The sequence below is a fragment of the Neobacillus bataviensis genome, assembly GCF_019969725.1.
In genome coordinates, this window is record NZ_JAHXYW010000005.1 from 199854 (window position 1) to 217247 (window position 17394).

At 40.3% G+C, this 17394-nt stretch carries 21 protein-coding genes; 5 read left to right on the forward strand and 16 right to left on the reverse strand.

Annotated elements, in window-relative coordinates; genetic code table 11:
• Nucleotides 1-57 precede the first annotated feature (57 nt).
• Nucleotides 58-1071, reverse strand: a complete 1014-nt coding sequence (gene yutH / locus LC455_RS14800) for a spore coat putative kinase YutH (RefSeq protein ID WP_223591896.1) — start codon at nt 1069-1071, stop codon at nt 58-60.
• A gap of 389 nt (nt 1072-1460) precedes the next feature.
• Here yutH and LC455_RS14805 point away from each other — a divergent pair, with 389 nt between their 5' ends.
• Complete coding sequence (locus LC455_RS14805) at nt 1461-1976, forward strand: phosphatidylglycerophosphatase A family protein (RefSeq protein WP_223591897.1); 516 nt, start codon at nt 1461-1463, stop codon at nt 1974-1976.
• 26 nt (nt 1977-2002) lie between these two features.
• Here LC455_RS14805 and LC455_RS14810 read toward each other — a convergent pair whose 3' ends face one another.
• Genes LC455_RS14810 through LC455_RS14820 form a run of 3 tightly spaced genes read right to left on the reverse strand, consistent with a single transcriptional unit; the run spans nt 2003 to nt 4547 of the window.
• Nucleotides 2003-2767, reverse strand: coding sequence for a TIGR01457 family HAD-type hydrolase (locus LC455_RS14810; RefSeq protein ID WP_223591899.1), 765 nt, complete (start codon nt 2765-2767; stop codon nt 2003-2005).
• A 6-nt stretch (nt 2768-2773) separates the two neighbouring features.
• Complete coding sequence (locus LC455_RS14815; RefSeq protein WP_223591901.1) at nt 2774-3217, reverse strand: DUF86 domain-containing protein; 444 nt, start codon at nt 3215-3217, stop codon at nt 2774-2776.
• 28 nt (nt 3218-3245) lie between these two features.
• On the reverse strand, nt 3246-4547 hold the full coding sequence (locus LC455_RS14820) for an EAL domain-containing protein (protein WP_223591903.1): 1302 nt from the start codon (nt 4545-4547) through the stop codon (nt 3246-3248).
• A 187-nt stretch (nt 4548-4734) separates the two neighbouring features.
• On the opposite strand from LC455_RS14820, the gene LC455_RS14825 reads away from it, so the two are divergent.
• Nucleotides 4735-5001, forward strand: coding sequence for a DUF3055 domain-containing protein (locus LC455_RS14825; protein WP_223591905.1), 267 nt, complete (start codon nt 4735-4737; stop codon nt 4999-5001).
• A 59-nt stretch (nt 5002-5060) separates the two neighbouring features.
• Nucleotides 5061-5345: a cytosolic protein gene (locus LC455_RS14830; RefSeq protein ID WP_223591907.1), complete on the forward strand. Its 285-nt coding sequence runs from the start codon at nt 5061-5063 to the stop codon at nt 5343-5345.
• 28 nt (nt 5346-5373) lie between these two features.
• Here LC455_RS14830 and LC455_RS14835 read toward each other — a convergent pair whose 3' ends face one another.
• Nucleotides 5374-5649 carry a YutD family protein gene (locus tag LC455_RS14835; RefSeq protein ID WP_223591909.1) on the reverse strand — a complete coding sequence of 92 codons (276 nt, stop codon included), beginning with the start codon at nt 5647-5649 and terminating at the stop codon, nt 5374-5376.
• A 106-nt stretch (nt 5650-5755) separates the two neighbouring features.
• Between LC455_RS14835 and LC455_RS14840 the strand changes: the two genes are divergently transcribed.
• Nucleotides 5756-6400, forward strand: coding sequence for a YhcN/YlaJ family sporulation lipoprotein (locus LC455_RS14840; RefSeq protein ID WP_440446400.1), 645 nt, complete (start codon nt 5756-5758; stop codon nt 6398-6400).
• A 41-nt stretch (nt 6401-6441) separates the two neighbouring features.
• On the opposite strand, the gene lipA is transcribed toward LC455_RS14840, so the two are convergent.
• Entirely contained in the window at nt 6442-7359 is a 918-nt protein-coding gene (lipA, locus tag LC455_RS14845; RefSeq protein ID WP_223591913.1) for a lipoyl synthase, read from the reverse strand.
• Between the two features lie 176 nt (nt 7360-7535).
• Here lipA and LC455_RS14850 point away from each other — a divergent pair, with 176 nt between their 5' ends.
• Complete coding sequence (locus LC455_RS14850) at nt 7536-8531, forward strand: M23 family metallopeptidase (protein WP_440446401.1); 996 nt, start codon at nt 7536-7538, stop codon at nt 8529-8531.
• A 26-nt stretch (nt 8532-8557) separates the two neighbouring features.
• Here the strand turns inward: LC455_RS14850 and yunB are convergent, their stop codons facing one another.
• The 10 genes from yunB to lacD form a co-directional block, all read right to left on the reverse strand.
• Nucleotides 8558-9334 (reverse strand): sporulation protein YunB, encoded by a 777-nt coding sequence (gene yunB / locus LC455_RS14855; protein WP_223591915.1) that lies wholly within the window; start codon nt 9332-9334, stop codon nt 8558-8560.
• A gap of 85 nt (nt 9335-9419) precedes the next feature.
• On the reverse strand, nt 9420-9722 hold the full coding sequence (locus tag LC455_RS14860; RefSeq protein WP_223591917.1) for a YunC family protein: 303 nt from the start codon (nt 9720-9722) through the stop codon (nt 9420-9422).
• Nucleotides 9723-9782: 60 nt separating this feature from the next.
• Nucleotides 9783-11135 (reverse strand): bifunctional metallophosphatase/5'-nucleotidase, encoded by a 1353-nt coding sequence (locus LC455_RS14865; protein ID WP_223591919.1) that lies wholly within the window; start codon nt 11133-11135, stop codon nt 9783-9785.
• A gap of 7 nt (nt 11136-11142) precedes the next feature.
• The gene (locus tag LC455_RS14870; RefSeq protein WP_223591921.1) at nt 11143-11964 is read right to left on the reverse strand and encodes a sulfite exporter TauE/SafE family protein; all 822 of its coding nucleotides are present in this window, start codon (nt 11962-11964) and stop codon (nt 11143-11145) included.
• A 17-nt stretch (nt 11965-11981) separates the two neighbouring features.
• Nucleotides 11982-12827, reverse strand: coding sequence for a DUF72 domain-containing protein (locus LC455_RS14875; protein ID WP_223591922.1), 846 nt, complete (start codon nt 12825-12827; stop codon nt 11982-11984).
• Nucleotides 12828-12977: 150 nt separating this feature from the next.
• The gene (gene kduD / locus LC455_RS14880; protein ID WP_223591923.1) at nt 12978-13757 is read right to left on the reverse strand and encodes a 2-dehydro-3-deoxy-D-gluconate 5-dehydrogenase KduD; all 780 of its coding nucleotides are present in this window, start codon (nt 13755-13757) and stop codon (nt 12978-12980) included.
• Between the two features lie 28 nt (nt 13758-13785).
• A complete protein-coding gene (gene kduI, locus LC455_RS14885) occupies nt 13786-14616 on the reverse strand; it encodes a 5-dehydro-4-deoxy-D-glucuronate isomerase (RefSeq protein ID WP_223591924.1) in 831 nt (276 codons plus the stop codon).
• A gap of 29 nt (nt 14617-14645) precedes the next feature.
• Nucleotides 14646-15659 (reverse strand): sugar kinase, encoded by a 1014-nt coding sequence (locus LC455_RS14890; protein ID WP_223591925.1) that lies wholly within the window; start codon nt 15657-15659, stop codon nt 14646-14648.
• Nucleotides 15656-16309, reverse strand: coding sequence for a bifunctional 4-hydroxy-2-oxoglutarate aldolase/2-dehydro-3-deoxy-phosphogluconate aldolase (locus LC455_RS14895; protein ID WP_223591926.1), 654 nt, complete (start codon nt 16307-16309; stop codon nt 15656-15658). The genes LC455_RS14890 and LC455_RS14895 overlap by 4 nt, the downstream gene beginning before the upstream one ends.
• A 57-nt stretch (nt 16310-16366) precedes the next feature.
• Nucleotides 16367-17392, reverse strand: coding sequence for a tagatose-bisphosphate aldolase (gene lacD, locus LC455_RS14900; protein WP_223591927.1), 1026 nt, complete (start codon nt 17390-17392; stop codon nt 16367-16369).
• Nucleotides 17393-17394: the final 2 nt, after the last annotated feature.

A 17394-nucleotide genomic window follows, 5' to 3' on the forward strand; every position in this document is an offset into this window, starting at 1 on the left:
GTCATTTTACCATATTATTCTGATTGAAATTTTTCAAAAATGTGTCAATTCATATATTTACACTTTATATAACCATTCCAACTGGGGGAGATTTAACCTTTTGATTGGCGCTCCCGAAATGTGAAAAAACCCAGCCAAAAATCGCTCATATTCACCCGATTGTCTTAAAATTTTACTTAGCTGATCTTCTAATACCTTCTTATCCTGCTCGGACCGAGTTATATAATAATTTTCGATAGACTCAAAATAGTGGAGTGGGAAAATTAGACGCGAGTATAATAATCGCCACGAAAATGATGATAATGGAGCAACACTTTGATATTCTTCAAAAAATTGTTTTAAATCGACATCGTATGTTTGAAAATTTCGGAAATATCTCTCTCTTGTCCACTCGGCTAAATCACGGCTGCGATGATCAAATACCCAATCAAAGGGATTTTTAATAACATAATTGCCGCCCCACGTTTTTTTAGAAAAACGTTCATGACAGACTGTGCCGCTGTCCGTTTCGGCTGGTTCATCATCTATTTCTGTATCGACTAGGTATTGAATGGCATTTTCAGTTAAGCCCATATAATAGGGAAATGATTCGATAAACATCCGTTCAAATTCATCTTCTGGCGTTTGAAAGAGAAGGCCATTCCAAACTTTTTCCATTTGTTCAAGCCGCTTTTCCCATAATTCCTTCCACTTTCCAATTCGGCTGGACCGCTCGATTTGAAAGGGAACCCTTCTCCCGCGTTCATGAAATTTAGCGAGCTTACGCCCTAATTTGATTTTCCGCTGTTTTTCATCTGCTTGCCGATTGGCTAATACGCAATATTTATTTTGTTCCCATGTCGTAATTAAATTCCCTTCCTTGGACTGCAAAAATATAGGCACATTATGGTCGCCATAATTTCGCAGATGTTCGGCAATCTTCCCAAGTTCAGAAATATCCTCTTCTTCCTTTCCAGCAGGATTAGAGATTACATACAGCCAGCCATTGCCTCTTAAGGCGTCATACGTATCTAATTTTATATATTCTTGCGTTGTGATCCCATATTGATTTTCAAGCATTTTCTGAAGCATACGAGTCCCACCTCTTCTTCATACCCTTATTAAGTCATATATATGAAGGAGCATTAAAAAACTTGTTGTCTTCCTGTTTTTTTTAAAAAAAGCTCTGTTAAACTCTGTTGTTGATATGGCGCTTCGCTTTCCGCGGCGTACCGGGGAGCCTCCTCGGCGCTTTTGCACCTGTGGGGTCTCCCCAGCCCCGTAATCCCGCAGGAGTCTTCGCGCCTTCCGCTCTGTTAAAAAATCAATCAACTATTGCTTTTAACACTTCCAAAAAATGAATAGAAAATATGGTCGAATGGAAAGATAAAATTTTGATTGGTTCTTTTACTTTGAATTGCATATCTTATGAAAAAAGAGTATATATATAGTGAAAATCCAAAGAAAAGGTGATAAAAGGGATGGCAGACGACAAAAAAGTAGATATGACCGAAGAAACTGCACGCAGATGGCTAACAGAAAGAGGCGTCCAAATTCAAGATATTGCTGATTTAGTTTTTTATTTACAAGAAAAATATCATGAAAATTTACAAATGGCAGACTGTATTGCTAATGTGGAACGCGTCCTCTCCAAACGTGAAGTGCAAAATGCCATTATTACCGGAATCCAGCTCGACATGCTTGCTGAAAAAGGAATGCTTGAGGAGCCGCTTCAATCGATCATAGGGACAGATGAGAGTCTTTATGGAGTAGATGAAATACTTGCCTTTTCGATTGTGAATGTGTATGGATCAATTGGATTTACCAATTATGGTTATATTGATAAACAAAAGCCTGGCATCTTAGCCCATCTAAATGATAAATCAACCGGTGAGTGCCACACTTTTTTAGATGATATTGTCGGTGCAATTGCCGCAGCTGCCTCAAGCAGACTGGCGCACCGGGCAGCAAGAATGGAAAAAGAAAAAAATAGTTAAAAGGATGGGTGTAAACCCCATCCTTTTTATACCTCCCATTGCTTCAATGAATCAATGGCATATGTAGGTTTTCGTTTATACCCTTTAAGCAATTCTTTCGTGGTCACACCTGTATGAACCAATAGTGTGTCCATCCCGGCATTCATGCCCGCTAAAATATCTGTGTCATAATAATCCCCGACCATGATCGTTTCTTCCTTGGCCGTTCCTAATACCTTTAAGGCCTGCTCCATAATAATCGATTCCGGCTTGCCGATAAAAATCGGTTTCGTTTGGGTAGAAACCGTAATGACGGATGTCAGCGAACCATTCCCCGGCAACAGCCCTCTTTCAGTTGGAATTGCAATATCACCATTGGTAGAAATGATGGCCGCTCCATTTCTAACAGCCAAACAAGCAACAGCTAATTTCTCATAACTGATGGAGCGGTCAATCCCAATCACGACAAATTCCGCATTTTCTTGGGCAAATTGGAATCCCTTTTCTTCAAGCGCCAATCGTAGCCCTTCCTCTCCAATTACATAAACAGCAGCATCCTTCTTGGTTTCATAGATGTAATTAGCGGTTGCCTGGCTGGTCGTGAATACAAGTTCTTCCTCTGCCGGAATATCGAAATCCCGAAGCTTTTCGGCAACCTGTGCTGGTGTCCTTGACGAATTATTTGTTACAAATAAATACGGGATTTTCTTAGCCCGCAGACTTTTGACAAAATCAGAAGCTGCCTCAATACGTTCAGTTCCTTTATACATCGTTCCATCTAAATCAATTAAATAGCCTTTATATTTTTTCAAAATCCTTCACTCCTGACTTTTAAAGGCGGAAACAGGACCTAGTTCATTTGTAAGATAATCGCGGACATTTTTCGCAAAAAGAGATAAAGCCGGATGAGATTTTGCAAATTGTTCCTTTAGATCACTATGGACTATTTCTGTATAATCTTGCACAAGTTGCTTCCGGTATGGAATGAGGCTTTTTAAGACATTACCTATTTCTTGTGATATGACCCTTTCATCCATTAAAATTTCAATGATATCGTCATAACTCCCGGGGTCGCGCATGATAAAACCGTCAATCATGGCATTGCCAACATCAAAAATGGCTTCTAGTGACATTTGTGTTATCCGTTCCAATGCAGCTTTTTCTAATGGTGTCGACCATTCTGACTGCTCAGTGAAAAGATTTATTTGTTTTTCTAAATAAACCAAAGTTGTTTCCATTTTATCCCGGTCTACAAAATACATTTGCTCCACTTCCTTTTTTGTTGTCTTACTAAGTTGCAAGCCCGTTTACGAATGCAGCTGGAGGGGCATAAAAGTTTCCTTGCGCTAAATCCACTTTATTTCTCGTTAGAACTGATGCTTCTTCTTCGTTTTCAATTCCTTCTGCGACAACTAACGACCCTGCTTCTCTTGCCACAAGCAGCAAACCTTTCAGCATCGATTCCTTTAGAGAATTTTGATGAATATTTTGGATTACTGATCGATCAATTTTGATGATATCCGGCATGATTTCACTAATCGTACTTAAACTGGAATACCCTGCACCCGTATCATCGACAGCGATTCGAAACCCCATTAATCGTAACATTTTTATATTATAAATAAAGTTCTTTAAGCCCTCGATGGAATCGCTCTCGGTTACTTCAATAGTGATTTGCTTAGGCGAAATACTTTTATATTTTAACATAAGATTTTTCAAATCTCTTGTAAATCTTAAATTACCTAGAGTTAACGGGGTGCAATTCACAAATATGTCCTGACGGCATCTAGTAGTCTTTATTTGCTCCAAAACTATTTCAATGATAATCATTTCCAGTTCATACAGCATCCCAGTCTGTCTTGCAACCGAAAAGAGCGGCAATGGATTTTCTAATAGGGTTCCCTGCGGTCCTCGTGTAAGCATTTCCCAGGCTCGAATTTCTTTTGTTGCTACATCGATTATCGGCTGGGCTAAAAGTTTAATGTCCTTTTTTGAAATAATTTTATTCATCGTCATAACCATTTCATTAAAACCTGATTTAGCTTTTCTTTCTGCCATAAAAACGGCCTGTCTATGGGCTTTTAAAACAGAATCATGAATCGAGTAATGTTTTTTATCAACAAACATATAGCCCGTTTCAAAAAAAAGCTCGACAGCAGGGTATAACTTATGTAATTTCTTTTCAACATGATAAGTTATTTTATTCATAAACAGATCTATTTCTGATAAACAATCCCGTTCAAAATCAACTTTTAAGAATAGTGTAAAACCGTCACCATAAAAATCATGGAGAGTGATGATATCTTGATTGTTGATTTCTTTCTCAATAGAAAGACGGAAAAACTTCCCTATATTTTTAATTAGCTTTGTATAATGGGTTTGTCCAAGTAAATCAGCCAATTCAAAAGAATTTTTGATATTAAACACAATCACAGCCACTTCATGTCCAGATTGAAAGGCTGATGTTACACCCTCTAATGCGGGATTTCGCAAAATTATTGGGGGTGGATAAAAGCGAATTGACGAAAGAGGCAGTAAATTCTTTCCCCATTGCATTACATTTATTGCTTTTTCGATGTAACGACGGACCATTCAATTCATCCCTCTTCCAGTCAACAATTGAGAATTTAAGTATATTGTAGCATATTTTGACAGATTTCGTATTTTTCAAGAGGCGAATTTTACAAATTTTGCGGTAATTTCACTACTCCCCTCAATCAAATAAATTTGTTACTATAGAGAAGGTGTTAAAAAGTATTTTTTAAAGGAGATTATTGGGATGAAAGAACGGTTTTTCTTATACGATGATACGGAGAATACAAAAACAAGATTTGTTAGTTTTGTCGGTGAAAACCAGCGCTATGATTTAGCCATTGTTCAATCCGACCGCCATTATGGTAAACATCTTGTCCTTGATATGCAGGGAAACCGTTTTGCTATTATTGGCCACGATGACCTGCAGGAGGAAGGCTATTTAGAATATGCTTTTCAATTAAATGAAGAAGATGCAGAAGAACTAAGATCCTTTCTAATGGAATTAGTTTAAACAATTACTCATGATTTTCCCTCCTTGGGCTAAACTAGGTTTTAAAAGGAGTGGAAAATATGGCGGATAAAGAGGCAGAGAAGTATACGGAAATATCCAATGTGGAAAAACAGCATAATTATCTAACTGCTCAGGAGTTTCCAGAGGGACCTTATGGCTCAACCTTCCGAAAAGACGATCCTGTTCAAAATAAGAGCATGCCCTGGGAAGAAGGGCAGCGGACCTATAGTGCATTTAATTATGAATATAAGTCATTTCATCAAGAACTGCCCCGGCAGATGGAAGGAGCCCATCCGCCGCATGATGATCCGGACACGGATGAACAGGCCCCATATAACAAATAAACGAAAGGCCAGGTTTCTGGCCCTTCGTTTATTTTTTTACCTTTTTCAAAACAAAATAAGCACAGCCAAAGTTGCAGTATTCATAAAGATATTCGCTGAGGGTGCTTATTTTTGTATCAAAGGTAGCTTTTTGATTTTGGTCTTCAAAAAAACCTTTTAAACGGAGCTGGCCATAACCCCAGTCTCCCACAATGAAATCGTATCTTGATAAAATATCGCTATATCTCGCTTTTAGAGCATCCTCATTAAAACCGTTTCGATGCTCCTGCACCAATTCATACATGGTGTTGTTAATATTTATCATCTTTTTTCACCTCAATTTGCCAGACACTCTTAATTCCCATTATAACCGATTCACCATCAATTACTAAGAAAAAAAATCCTCCCTTTGGCTATTCTAATAAAAGGAGGTGTTAAGCTTGAAAAGGTCAATCATCGTCATTGGATTGTGTACGCTTACTGCTTTAACTGGATGTGCAAAGGACACTAAGAATGACATCTATGAGGAAAGCGGTAATACCATTAATGTTAATAATAAGCGACATGAGCTCTACAATGAAGGAGCAGGCCGCGGTATTCGAAATGTCAGCAACAATTATGGGTATGTCCGCCACCAAAAGAGTCCGTTGATGAATGATAACACAGCCAATAATCATTATACAGCTCTTGATCGAGAACAGCTTGCTAACATAATCAGCAAGTACAGTACCAATATCCATAATGTAAATGATGTAGCCACCCTTGTAACAGACCAAGAAGTCTTAGTTGCATATGATACAAATTCCAAGAACCGAAATTTAACAGCGGATCAGGTGAAAAAAACCGCGATGTCCGTTGTACCAAGATATTACCACGTTTACGTGACTGACAATAAGGTATTAATGCGCGACGTTGAAAATTTGGCAAATCTCGATTCAACAAGCCGTAATACCCGGAATTTGGTTAATGGCTTGATTAAACAAATGAAAAAATCTCCTCAGGGTTTAAGGATGAACACTACTGAGGATGAAAATGGTCTTACTCCGGACGACCAAAATTATAATCACAATAAGTAATAAAAAGAGTTCAGTCATCCTAGACTGAACTCTTCTTCGCTTTATGCTTTTTTTGCTTCCTTTTCACCAAGTAATTGCTTATGCTTTGCAGCAGCATTTACCTGTTCGTCGGCATGGTAGGATGAGCGCACTAAAGGACCGGCTTCACAGTGGCTAAAGCCTTTGCTGATGGCAATTTGCTGCAGTTCTTTAAATTCATCAGGACTATAATATTTCTCAACCCTCAAATGACTCTTGGTAGGCTGTAAATATTGTCCGATGGTCATAATATCCACATGGTTTGCTCGCAGGTCATCCATTACCTCCAGGATTTCTTCCTTTGTTTCTCCAATTCCAATCATTAAGCTGGATTTAGTCGGAATGGTTGGCTGCATTTCTTTTGCCCGTCGTAAAAATTCAAGCGAGCGGTCGTACTTGGCACGTGCTCGAACTCTTGGAGTCAAGCGGCGAACGGTTTCAATATTATGGTTTAAGATGTCGGGTTTAGCATCCATTAAAAGCTGTAAATTTTCTTCTTTTCCACCCATATCGGAAGGAAGAACTTCAATGCTTGTGAATGGGTTTTTCCGGCGAATCGCTCGTACTGTTTCAGCAAATACAGCAGCACCGCCGTCTTTTAAATCATCGCGTGCAACCGCTGTAACAACCACATGCTTTAAGTTCATAAGCTGAACGGAATCGGCCACTCGTTCTGGTTCTTGCCAATCGAGTTCTGTTGGCAGACCCGTTTTAACCGCACAGAAGCGGCAGGCACGGGTACATGTATCACCAAGGATCATAAAGGTTGCTGTACGTCTTACAGCCCAGCATTCATGAATATTAGGGCATTTAGCCTCTTCACATACAGTATGAAGGTTTTTTTCGCGCATCATTTTCTTCAGGCCCGTATATGACTCATTCGTGTTAAGCTTTATTTTTAACCACTCAGGTTTACGTAATATTTCTTCTTTCTTGCTCATTTTTACACCCCTTGCAATCCACTTATGTATGGAAAATGAGTTCTTCTGTTGTCACTTTAACATACTGCCTGCCTTTACGACAAGCAATCAATTCTTCTTACCAATTATTAACCATAATGAAATTGTTTAGAAAACATAAACTAAACTTGTACATTAATCGGAAGGAGGATTCCTGCGTGAGGGTTGTTCTAATGATTGGAACTTTCCTTTTATTTTTTACCTCTACATTTGCTGTCAGGGATGCTCAAGCTAAGGAACCTGATCCCTATCAGGAAAGAATGAAGCTTTATAAAAAAGTGGAAACCGTTACAAATATACCCTGGTACTACTTAGCCGCCATCGATCAATATGAAAGAAGTGTCCGTTTGGCCCGTCGTGATTTACCAAAACCAGACGGGACGATTGCCATTTATTTTCGTCCTGAAGAGTGGTCTGGCTTAACGAATCCGAACCCTAAGACCAAAAATCCTACCATCATTCAGTTTTTTAATGGAATAGGTGTCGATGGCAATGGAGATGGTAAAGCGAGCTTAAAGAGTGATGAGGATGTTTTATATGCTTTTGCTAATTATCTTCTTTCCTATGGTGTCGATCATGATAATATAAAAATCGGACTATGGAATTACTATCATCGCGATAAAACGGTTGGGATTATTGTTGGTAAGGCCAAAATGTACCGCCATTTTGGAAGGCTTAATTTGGATACTCAGGTATTCCCTGTCCCAATTCGCTCCAATCACAGTTATCGCAGTACATGGGGAGATGCCAGAGGCTGGGGAGGCAGAAGGATGCATGAAGGCACTGATATTTTTGCCGGCCATGGAGTCCCTGTTCGAGCCACCTGTTATGGCATTATAGAGATGAAGGGTTGGAATAAGTTCGGGGGCTGGAGAATTGGCATCCGCGATATTAACAATACCTATCATTACTTTGCCCATCTTAGAGGGTTTGCTGGGAATTTAAAGGTCGGATCAATTGTTGAGCCTGGTATGGTCATTGGCAGTGTCGGAAATACAGGATACGGGCCGCCCGGCACTGCGGGCAAATTTCCTCCACATTTGCATTATGGTATGTATAAAGACAATGGAATAACAGAATGGTCGTTTGATCCATACCCGCATTTAGCAAAATGGAAGCGGATTGAGCGGATGAATCTTAGGAAGCAAAAATAAAGGACTTTCCACTAAGGATTGTCCTTTTAGTTTGTCGATTTTGCTTTTTTCTTTTCTTCTGTTTTAGGCAATTCGATGGATGGCAATGCATTGCTTCCATTATTATAAAATTGCGGAACATCGCCCTGAATTAATCTGCCTCCAACAGGAATTTTTTGATCCAGCTTAGTGATTTTCGTTGAAAACGGTGTAATAATTTGCACCGATACTTCTAGATGAATGGCTACATCAATCCAAGTATTATTGATTCCCAGTGGTTTTGGTGTGATTTTCACATCCGGACGGACATCCCCAATCGCTTGAAACTTTACCGGTATCTTCGGACCAAGGTTTCCGAATAAGGCCATATTTGTTGCCCGCCCTAGCGGTACATTCCAAACAATTCCATCCGAATTCGTATTTTCTAACTCTATTTCGACGTCGGTTAATTGCTGTAGGGAAGAAAGATCACCTTTCTCGGCAGCATTAAGATTCTTTTGGATCTGACTGGTGATTTCGGACAATTTCTGATTTACTACCTCCGTTTTTAAAGTTGCGCTAGGCGGAGAGCCATCAGTTCCCGGTTCTACAGCAATTACATCGCCAATCTCGACTGTCTTTTTATTTATGGCTTTCGTAATAACCTGTGAGGCTATCTTTTTTGATTGAGATTCAGCATAACTGATTAACGTCGGTTCAATGCCTTTGTTAATAATCCATATCCCAAAGGCAGTGGAAAAAAGAAAAAAAACAAATGAAAGCAGCATAACATAACGGAAAGGCAGCGGACCTCGCTTCGTAAACCGTCGGCGAATCTTTGCCAAAACTCATCACCCCTTCTAGCTATATGTATGCTTCTAGAAGGTGAACTAGCCCAATTAAAAAGCTTGCTTAGGTAAAAGCAAGCTTTTAAATCATTTTCAGCAAGGCGTCCCTGCCTATCATTCCTTGGTGGATTCCCAGTTCTTCTGCCTCAAATGTCACCGATTCCATTGGCGCATTTAGAAGCTGATCGATGGTTCTGACCCCGACGGCTCTTCCCGCAATAATCTTGCGGTCCTTCAATTTTTCATTTAAAAGACCGACATCCAAGGCACCGCACATGATATATCCTTTATCGCTTGAAATGGCAAGCAATGTTGTTTTTGGAAGTAAAACGGTCACCGCCAAAAAGGTATGGCCGTCTATTTCGATTGGTGAAAGCTCAATCAATTCCTACACTCCTTTCCTCATTATCAAATTATGACAATGATCAAAAAAGAGTGTATTCAACTAGGACATCTGCTGCAATTTCCATTTTAATAGATCCCGCAAGAACTCTGGCAGGAAATAGGTTTTTTGTTTAGAGGGAATGACCTCTTTGAAAAAATGGCCGAACGTAAACATATCTGGCAAGGCCAAAGTGTACCTTTCCTCCATCTCTATTGGTTTGCCATTCATGAATATCCTTCCATCTTGGACTAGAATGCCTTCATATACAAATATCCCAAGAACGTCTCCTCTAAATCCTAATCCTTTGATTTGTTTATGTGGAAGGCTTGCATCCTGGGTTTCAGAGAGAATATTTTTAAATTCCCTGCCCGTCAGCTCCACGACACACGGATTGATGGGATGAGGACAAATCGTTAAAAGATCATATTCAGTGACTTCACCTGATAAGGACCCTAAAAGAAGTCCTGCATTGATCATGGCAATATCTGATTTACACCATTCTTTTAACGAAGAACAAAGGAGTCTGGAGAAATTTGTTTCCTTATATGGATCATTTAACAACGGTTCTTGAAGAGTTGTTACTTTTTGGCTTAATAGTTCTTTACCCAGCTTAAGGAATGCCTGAACCTGCTCCTGTTCATTAGCAGACTCCGGAAGATCCTTTACATCATAAACTATAGCTTTCTTATCGTTAATTTGCTTTTGATCATTTAGTTTTAGGGTGACATGACCCACCAAATAACCATATTTCCCTGCAGCCCCGAGCAGAGTTTCCCCCACTAACCGGCCGTTTTCAAAATAATGATGTGTATGAGCTCCTAAAATGATATCTATCTCCTGTAACTCACTGGCAATCTTTTCATCATCCTTTAATCCAAGATGAGAAAGACAGATAATGATATCTGATTGTTCTTTTAAGCTTGGGAGCCATTTTTTCAGCTCCATGATGGGATCTGTCAGCTTCCAGCCAAGCAATTCATATAGATGAGCAAAATTCGCCGTTACCCCAATGACCCCGATACGGGTTCCGTTTTTTGTCGGATAAATCTTATATGGTTTAACCCAGCTTGGATAAACTTGATTTTTTTTATAAAAGTTCGCAGCCAGTATATCGAAATGGGCGTCTTCATACAGATGATCCAAATCATCATATGGGAGGTTGATTCCTTCGTTATTTCCAATCGTGATGGCGTTATATTCGGACTCATTTAATAATTGGATGTTTCCTTTTCCTTTAGATGCCTCCGAATAAGGATGCCAGCGGTCGATAAAATCGCCGATGTCAAATAAAAGCATTTCCTCTTTATGTTTTTGATGATGCGTTTTTCTTTGTTTGAGGAATTGCTCAATTCGCGGCCAATTTTCTAAGTGGCTGTGAACATCATTAGTATGATAAATATGTATGGTTTCCATTTGTATCTTATCCTGCAATTCCTTCATAGATTAATCGTATGCCGACAATAACTAGTACCGTCCGCAATAATAATACGATCGTTTTACTCTTAAGCTTAGTATTTAAGTAGACCCCAACCCTGGCGCCAATCCACGCCCCGGGTACTAATGCAAGTGCATAAAGCCAATTGACATTCCCGAGCGTTATATGCGTAATGGAACTGAGGATTGATGTTGGTAAAATCATAAACATCGAGGTAGCCGTAGCGACGTGCGGCGGGAAAAAGAAGACTAATATCATCGTTGGTACCATCAGTGAGCCTCCGCCGACCCCAAATATCCCTGATATAAACCCAACAATAAATGCAACGAGAACGCCAATCATTGGATTATAGCCGTATTCAAAGGTTTTCCCCGTATTGTCTGTAAAAGTACGGACAATTCCTTTTTCCTTTTTATAAGGAATCGGCTTTAGTTTATCTTTTAGCAGTAAAATGACTGAGACAAAAATAATGAACAAACCAAAAAGAATATTAAAAGAATGCATCGGTAATTTTTCTGTTACCCATGCTCCAAGAATACTGCCGGGACCACTGCCAATCAAGAAAATTAATCCGCTCTTATAATCGACTGTCTTATGTTTCATATAAGCAAGCGTAGAGGATAGCCCTGTAAAAATCATCGTGAACAAGGACGTTCCTACCGCAACCTGGGGGCTAACATAGCCAAAGGCCGAAAATGATCCTAAATAAAGCAAGGCGGGAACAACAATGATTCCTCCTCCTAAACCGATGAGCGAGCCAAGTGAACTCGCTGCCAGTCCTATCACAACCAAAAGAATCCATTCCATTTTTACACCTTCTAATTTTAAAATAGATCTAACTGCCTTGGAGCAAGCCCTTCATATTCAATCTGGAGCAGTTCCATCATTTGTTTAGCGTTATCTGCCGCGTCACCGCCCGAGTTATTATTAAAGAGGAGATATACATCACTGCATTCATTTTTAAGCTTTGCGATGGATTCGGCCCATTCTTCTAATTCCTGTTGGTTATAGCGATATAGGAACCGGACTTCCCGCCAATCCACGTCGGTTCGCTTTTGCCAGCCGTGGACATTACGGCCATGGAACCTGACAAGTACTTTTTCAGGAGTGGTGGCTTGAAGAATGGTTGGCACAGATCCTTCCCCGGACTGTGGTTCATCACATATGCTATGAATCCATTTTTCTTCCTTCATAAATTCTAGTGTTTTTTGAAGGTATTCTGGTTTGAACCAAGATTGATGTCGGAATTCAAGGGCGCATGGAATGGCTCCCATTTCTTGCTTGCACCATCGTAAATAGTCGACATTTTCCCGTTTGCAATCAAACCACGGTGGAAATTGAAAAAGGACCATTGCTAGTTTATTTTGTTCTATGTATGGCTCGAGTGATTCCTTAAACGCATTAAACATTGCCTGTTTTGTATCAAAAGGGACTTCTCCCCGTAAATGCCCGGTCATTCCTTGATAGGCCTTGACAATAAACTGGAAGCTCCCCGGCGTTTCATTGACCCATTTATTTGCGTTCCGTTGCGGCTGGATCGCATAAAAAGCTGTATCCACTTCAACAATAGGAAAATGGCCTGCGTACTGTTTTAATTTATCTCTTGAGGAAATTTGACCAGGGTATAAGGTGTCATGGTCGCCCCAGCCGGTTACTCCAATATATATCAACTCATTCACCTCCACCACTTAATAATAGCATAACCATTTTAAGGCGGCGGGTAATTTTAGTGTGCTCAAATCTCAATTTCAGCATCAAAAAAACCGCCTGCCATCACGGCAAACGGGTAATTTTTTTAAAATATTCTTGCGTCTGCAATTTTATCTGACCAACCAGCCGCCGTCGACTGCTAAAATGTGGCCATTCATATAGTCAGATGCCTTACTTGAAAGAAATACCACAGTCCCCATTAAATCAAAAGGTGTTCCCCAGCGCCCGGCTGGAATACGTGAAAGAATTTCTTGATTACGACTTTCATCTGCGCGAATAGGTGCTGTATTCGCCGTTGCAATATATCCAGGGGCAATGGCGTTGATTTGGATATTGTGCTCGCCCAATTCATTGGCAAATGCTTTTGTAATACCTGCCACGCCATGTTTACTGGCTGTGTATGGTGGTACAAATTTACCGCCTTGGAACGCCAACATGGAAGCAATATTAATAATCTTCCCACTTTTTTGCTCAGCCATGACTTTCGCTGCCGCCTGGCTTAAAAAATACTGAGCATTTAAATTGAGATCGATTACCGCATTCCAATCTTCTTCTTTGTATTCAAGCAGCGGCGCTCGGCGAATCGTCCCAGCATTATTGACGAGAATATCAATTTTTCCGTACACATCTAAACAAGTCTTAACGATTTCATTAATCGTTTCTTTTTTTGTTATATCTCCTTGCAAGAATGATACCCTGCGCCCCTCTTTTTCTATAAGTTCCCTTGTTTCATCAAAATTGCTATCATGGGCAACAATGAATAAATCAGCACCAGCCTTCGCAAGTGCTACGGAATATCCTTGTCCTAAGCCAGTATTTCCTCCTGTTACAATAGCCACTTTTCCGTCTAAACGAAAGAAATCCATTGAAAATTCATGTAAATTTGTCATATCTGACTCTCCCACCTTCTATTATTTTTTATCGTAAATCTTCCATTTTCACGGCATCCATGTCATCATACGAGATATTCTCACCACACATGCCCCAAATAAAAGTGTAATTACTTGTTCCAACACCTGAATGGATTGACCAGCTTGGAGAAATGGCGGCTTGTTCATTTTTAATGACTAAATGCCTTGTTTCATTTGGCTGTCCCATGAAATGAAATACGCGGGTTTCCGGTTCCATATCGAAGTATAAATAGACTTCCATACGGCGTTCATGTGTGTGGCATGGCATCGTGTTCCATGCACTTCCCGCCTCCAGCATCGTCAAGCCTAATTGGAGCTGGCAGCTCTGACATACATTCGGGTGAATGTATTGGTAAATGGCACGTTGATTTAGTGTACTTGGATTCCCTAAGCGAAGCGGTTCAATTTTGTTAATATCGATTTTTACGGTTGGAAATGTTTGATGGGCCGGTACAGAATTTAGATAGAACTTCGCTGGAGCTGCTGCGTCCTTTGAATAGAACAAGATTTCTTTTGTTCCTTTGCTAACATATAAACCATCACCGCGTTTCATATCGTATTCGTTACCGTCAAGCACAATCAAACCGTCCCCGCCGATATTAATGACACCCATTTCACGGCGTTCCAAAAAGTAATTGACACCCAATTCTTTGCTTAGTGAAATCGTTAATTCTTCGCTCGTCGGCATCGCACCGCCAAAAATCATGCGATCAACATGTGTGTATGTTAAGTTGACTTTTCCCTCGGTAAAGATATTCTCTACTAAAAATTGACTCCGCAATTGTTCTGTTGTGTATGTTTTTATATCCTCAGGATGATGGGCGTAACGTGTCTCCATTAATTAATCCCCTTTTTATCATTTTGTGGTTACCGTGAAATCTTTCCAGAACTGTTTTCAGCAAATTGAAATACTTCTTCTTGTGTAAAAGTATTGCAATCACCAGATACCGTATGCTTTAATGCAGAGGCGGCAGAAGCAAATGAAACAGCGGTTTGCGGTGATAACGATCCCAACAAACTAAAAAGGATTCCTGCCGCATACGCATCTCCGCCGCCAACGCGGTCTACAATTGGATTTATTACATGTTTTTTCGATACATAGAGCCTCTCATCTACGAATAAGGTTCCTTGCAAAACATTATGAGATGCTGAAATAACGTCCCGGAAGGTAGAACTCATATAGCGGATGTTTGGATAAAGCTCTCTTATTTTTTTATAATAGAAAACTAGTTTCTCTTCTCTTGTTAAAGAATCGCTGGCTTGTTCTATCCCCAATAAGTAGATGGCATCCAGTTCACCGCAGAAGCAGATATCCACATACGGCAGCAAGTTTTGAAACACTTCCGCTGCTTCCTGATGGCTCCAAAGTGATGCCCGGTAGTTGCAATCAAAGCTTGTCATGACTCCATGTTCTTTTGCTTTCTGTAAAGCAATAAGCGCTGCTTCTTGCAGCCCCGCGGACAAGGCCGGGGTAATTCCAGATAGATGAAACAGGGCAGCATCCTTAAAGATTTCATCAAAATCCAATTCTTCTACTACCAGTTTAGAAAAACTCGAATACTTTCTGTCATACGTCACTTTTGCACTTCGTTCCCCGACGCCCGTTTCTAAATAATAGGTGCCCAATCTCTCTCCGCCTGTCATTAGATAGTCGGTATGAACACCATGTGACAGAAGATGACGTTCCACCCCAAGTCCTAATGGATTATTTGGGATTTTGCTGACAAAATACACATCATAACCGAAATGTGAAAGGGAAATTCCGACATTTGCTTCCCCTCCCCCATAGTGCATCAGCAACTGTTTGGCATTTGAAAGACGTTCTCCAGTTTGAGTGGAGAGACGAAGCATAATCTCTCCAAACGTGACAACCTTTTTCACGATTTGTTCACCCTTGCTTTCTGTACTTTTTCTACATATTTACGAGCAAGTGATGTGATTTTTGAATAGTCTCCTGTTTTTGCTGGAGCTAGTAAATTCCCGCCTACTCCTACTGCGACACAGCCATTTCGAATCCATTTTTCAACATTTTCTAAATCTACTCCGCCTGTTGGCATGATGTTTACCTGTGGGAGCGGTGCTTTAACCGCCTTTACAAACTCAGATCCGTAAGTGCTTCCCGGGAATAATTTCACAATATCGACTCCCGATTCCAACGCATGCTTCATTTCGGTAATGGTCATGCAGCCTGGCATATATGGAATTTGATACAAGTTACATAGTTTAGCAGTTTCTTGATCAAAAGCTGGACTGACAATAAATTGCGCTCCTGCCATTATGGCTATCCGTGCTGTAACTGCGTCCAGTACAGTTCCTGCACCAATCAAGACGCATTCTCGGTCAAAGTAGTAGTCTGTCAACTGTTTAATCACGTCTTCGGCGCCTTGAATGGTAAAAGTAATTTCAATACTTAAAATCCCACCCTCAATACAGGCATCGGAGATATGACACGCTTCTTCCGCAGAATCAGCCCGAACGACAGCCACCACTCCACAATTGGCTATTTTGGTTAAGGTATTTAATTTTTTCATGCGAACCTCCAATAATGGGTTTTGTAAAGGCTCATCCGTCAAAGCGGAAAAAATTCTTCAAGCATACTGCAAAGTGTTTCCTGGAACATCATGTGTATTTTTAATCTTGTCGAACCATGAGCTGGCTGACTCTTTCAACACTGCATTTAGTTCCTCAATATTCTTTTTGCCGTTTTCACGCAGCCATGCACGTCCTGCCTGTTCACCGTTTGAAGCAAATGGTTCAACGCCGTTTTTCCAGGTTGCACGGCCGCATAAGACGCCATTAAAGGTAGAACCGGATTTTTTGGCAAACTTCAATGTTTCCTGGAAAACTTCCGCACTTACTCCGGCACTTAAAAAGATAAATGGAAGCGCAGTCGCTTCACTTTGTTCTTTAAAATACGCAGCAGCTTCTTCGTCACTATAAACTGTTTCCCCTTTCGCAAAACCTTCCACAAAGTTCATATCCACTGGAACTTCTACTTTCAATACATCGACATTGTACTGAGGCTTGGAAAATTCCTTCATTGCCTCAATCACTTTATGCGGCTTCACTTTTGCATACTCTTTACTTTTTGCATTATTATATTTGGCATCATACGTGACAATTTCCAAGAAAAATGGAATGTCCTCAGCTGCACACTCGGAACCAATCCGTTCCATAAAAACATGTTTATACTCGTTAATTTTTTCGTCCTCATCCACATCATAATAGAGTAAGAATTTAACAGCATCTGCACCTGCATCTTTCAACCTTTTAACGGACCACTCCGGTAATAAATCAGGCAACCGGCCCACAGCCGTTGCATCATAGCCGGTCTTTTCATAGGCTACCAATAGCCCTGCATCTTTGCTGCGGACTTTTGCAGCGGGCAGTCCATACTCAGGATCTAACAGGATGGAAGTAGAATAAGGAGTCAATTCTTCCGAAACCAAATTTTTAAAGCGGATGATGCTATTATCTTCGACACTTTCCGTACCCGCTGCCATAATCATTTTTTTCAATGAGCCGCGCTGGTCAATCGCCAAAGCTCCGATTACACCATTTACATCAGATAGACGTTTTAAAGCGGCCAATTTGTTACTTGTCATTTCTAACATCG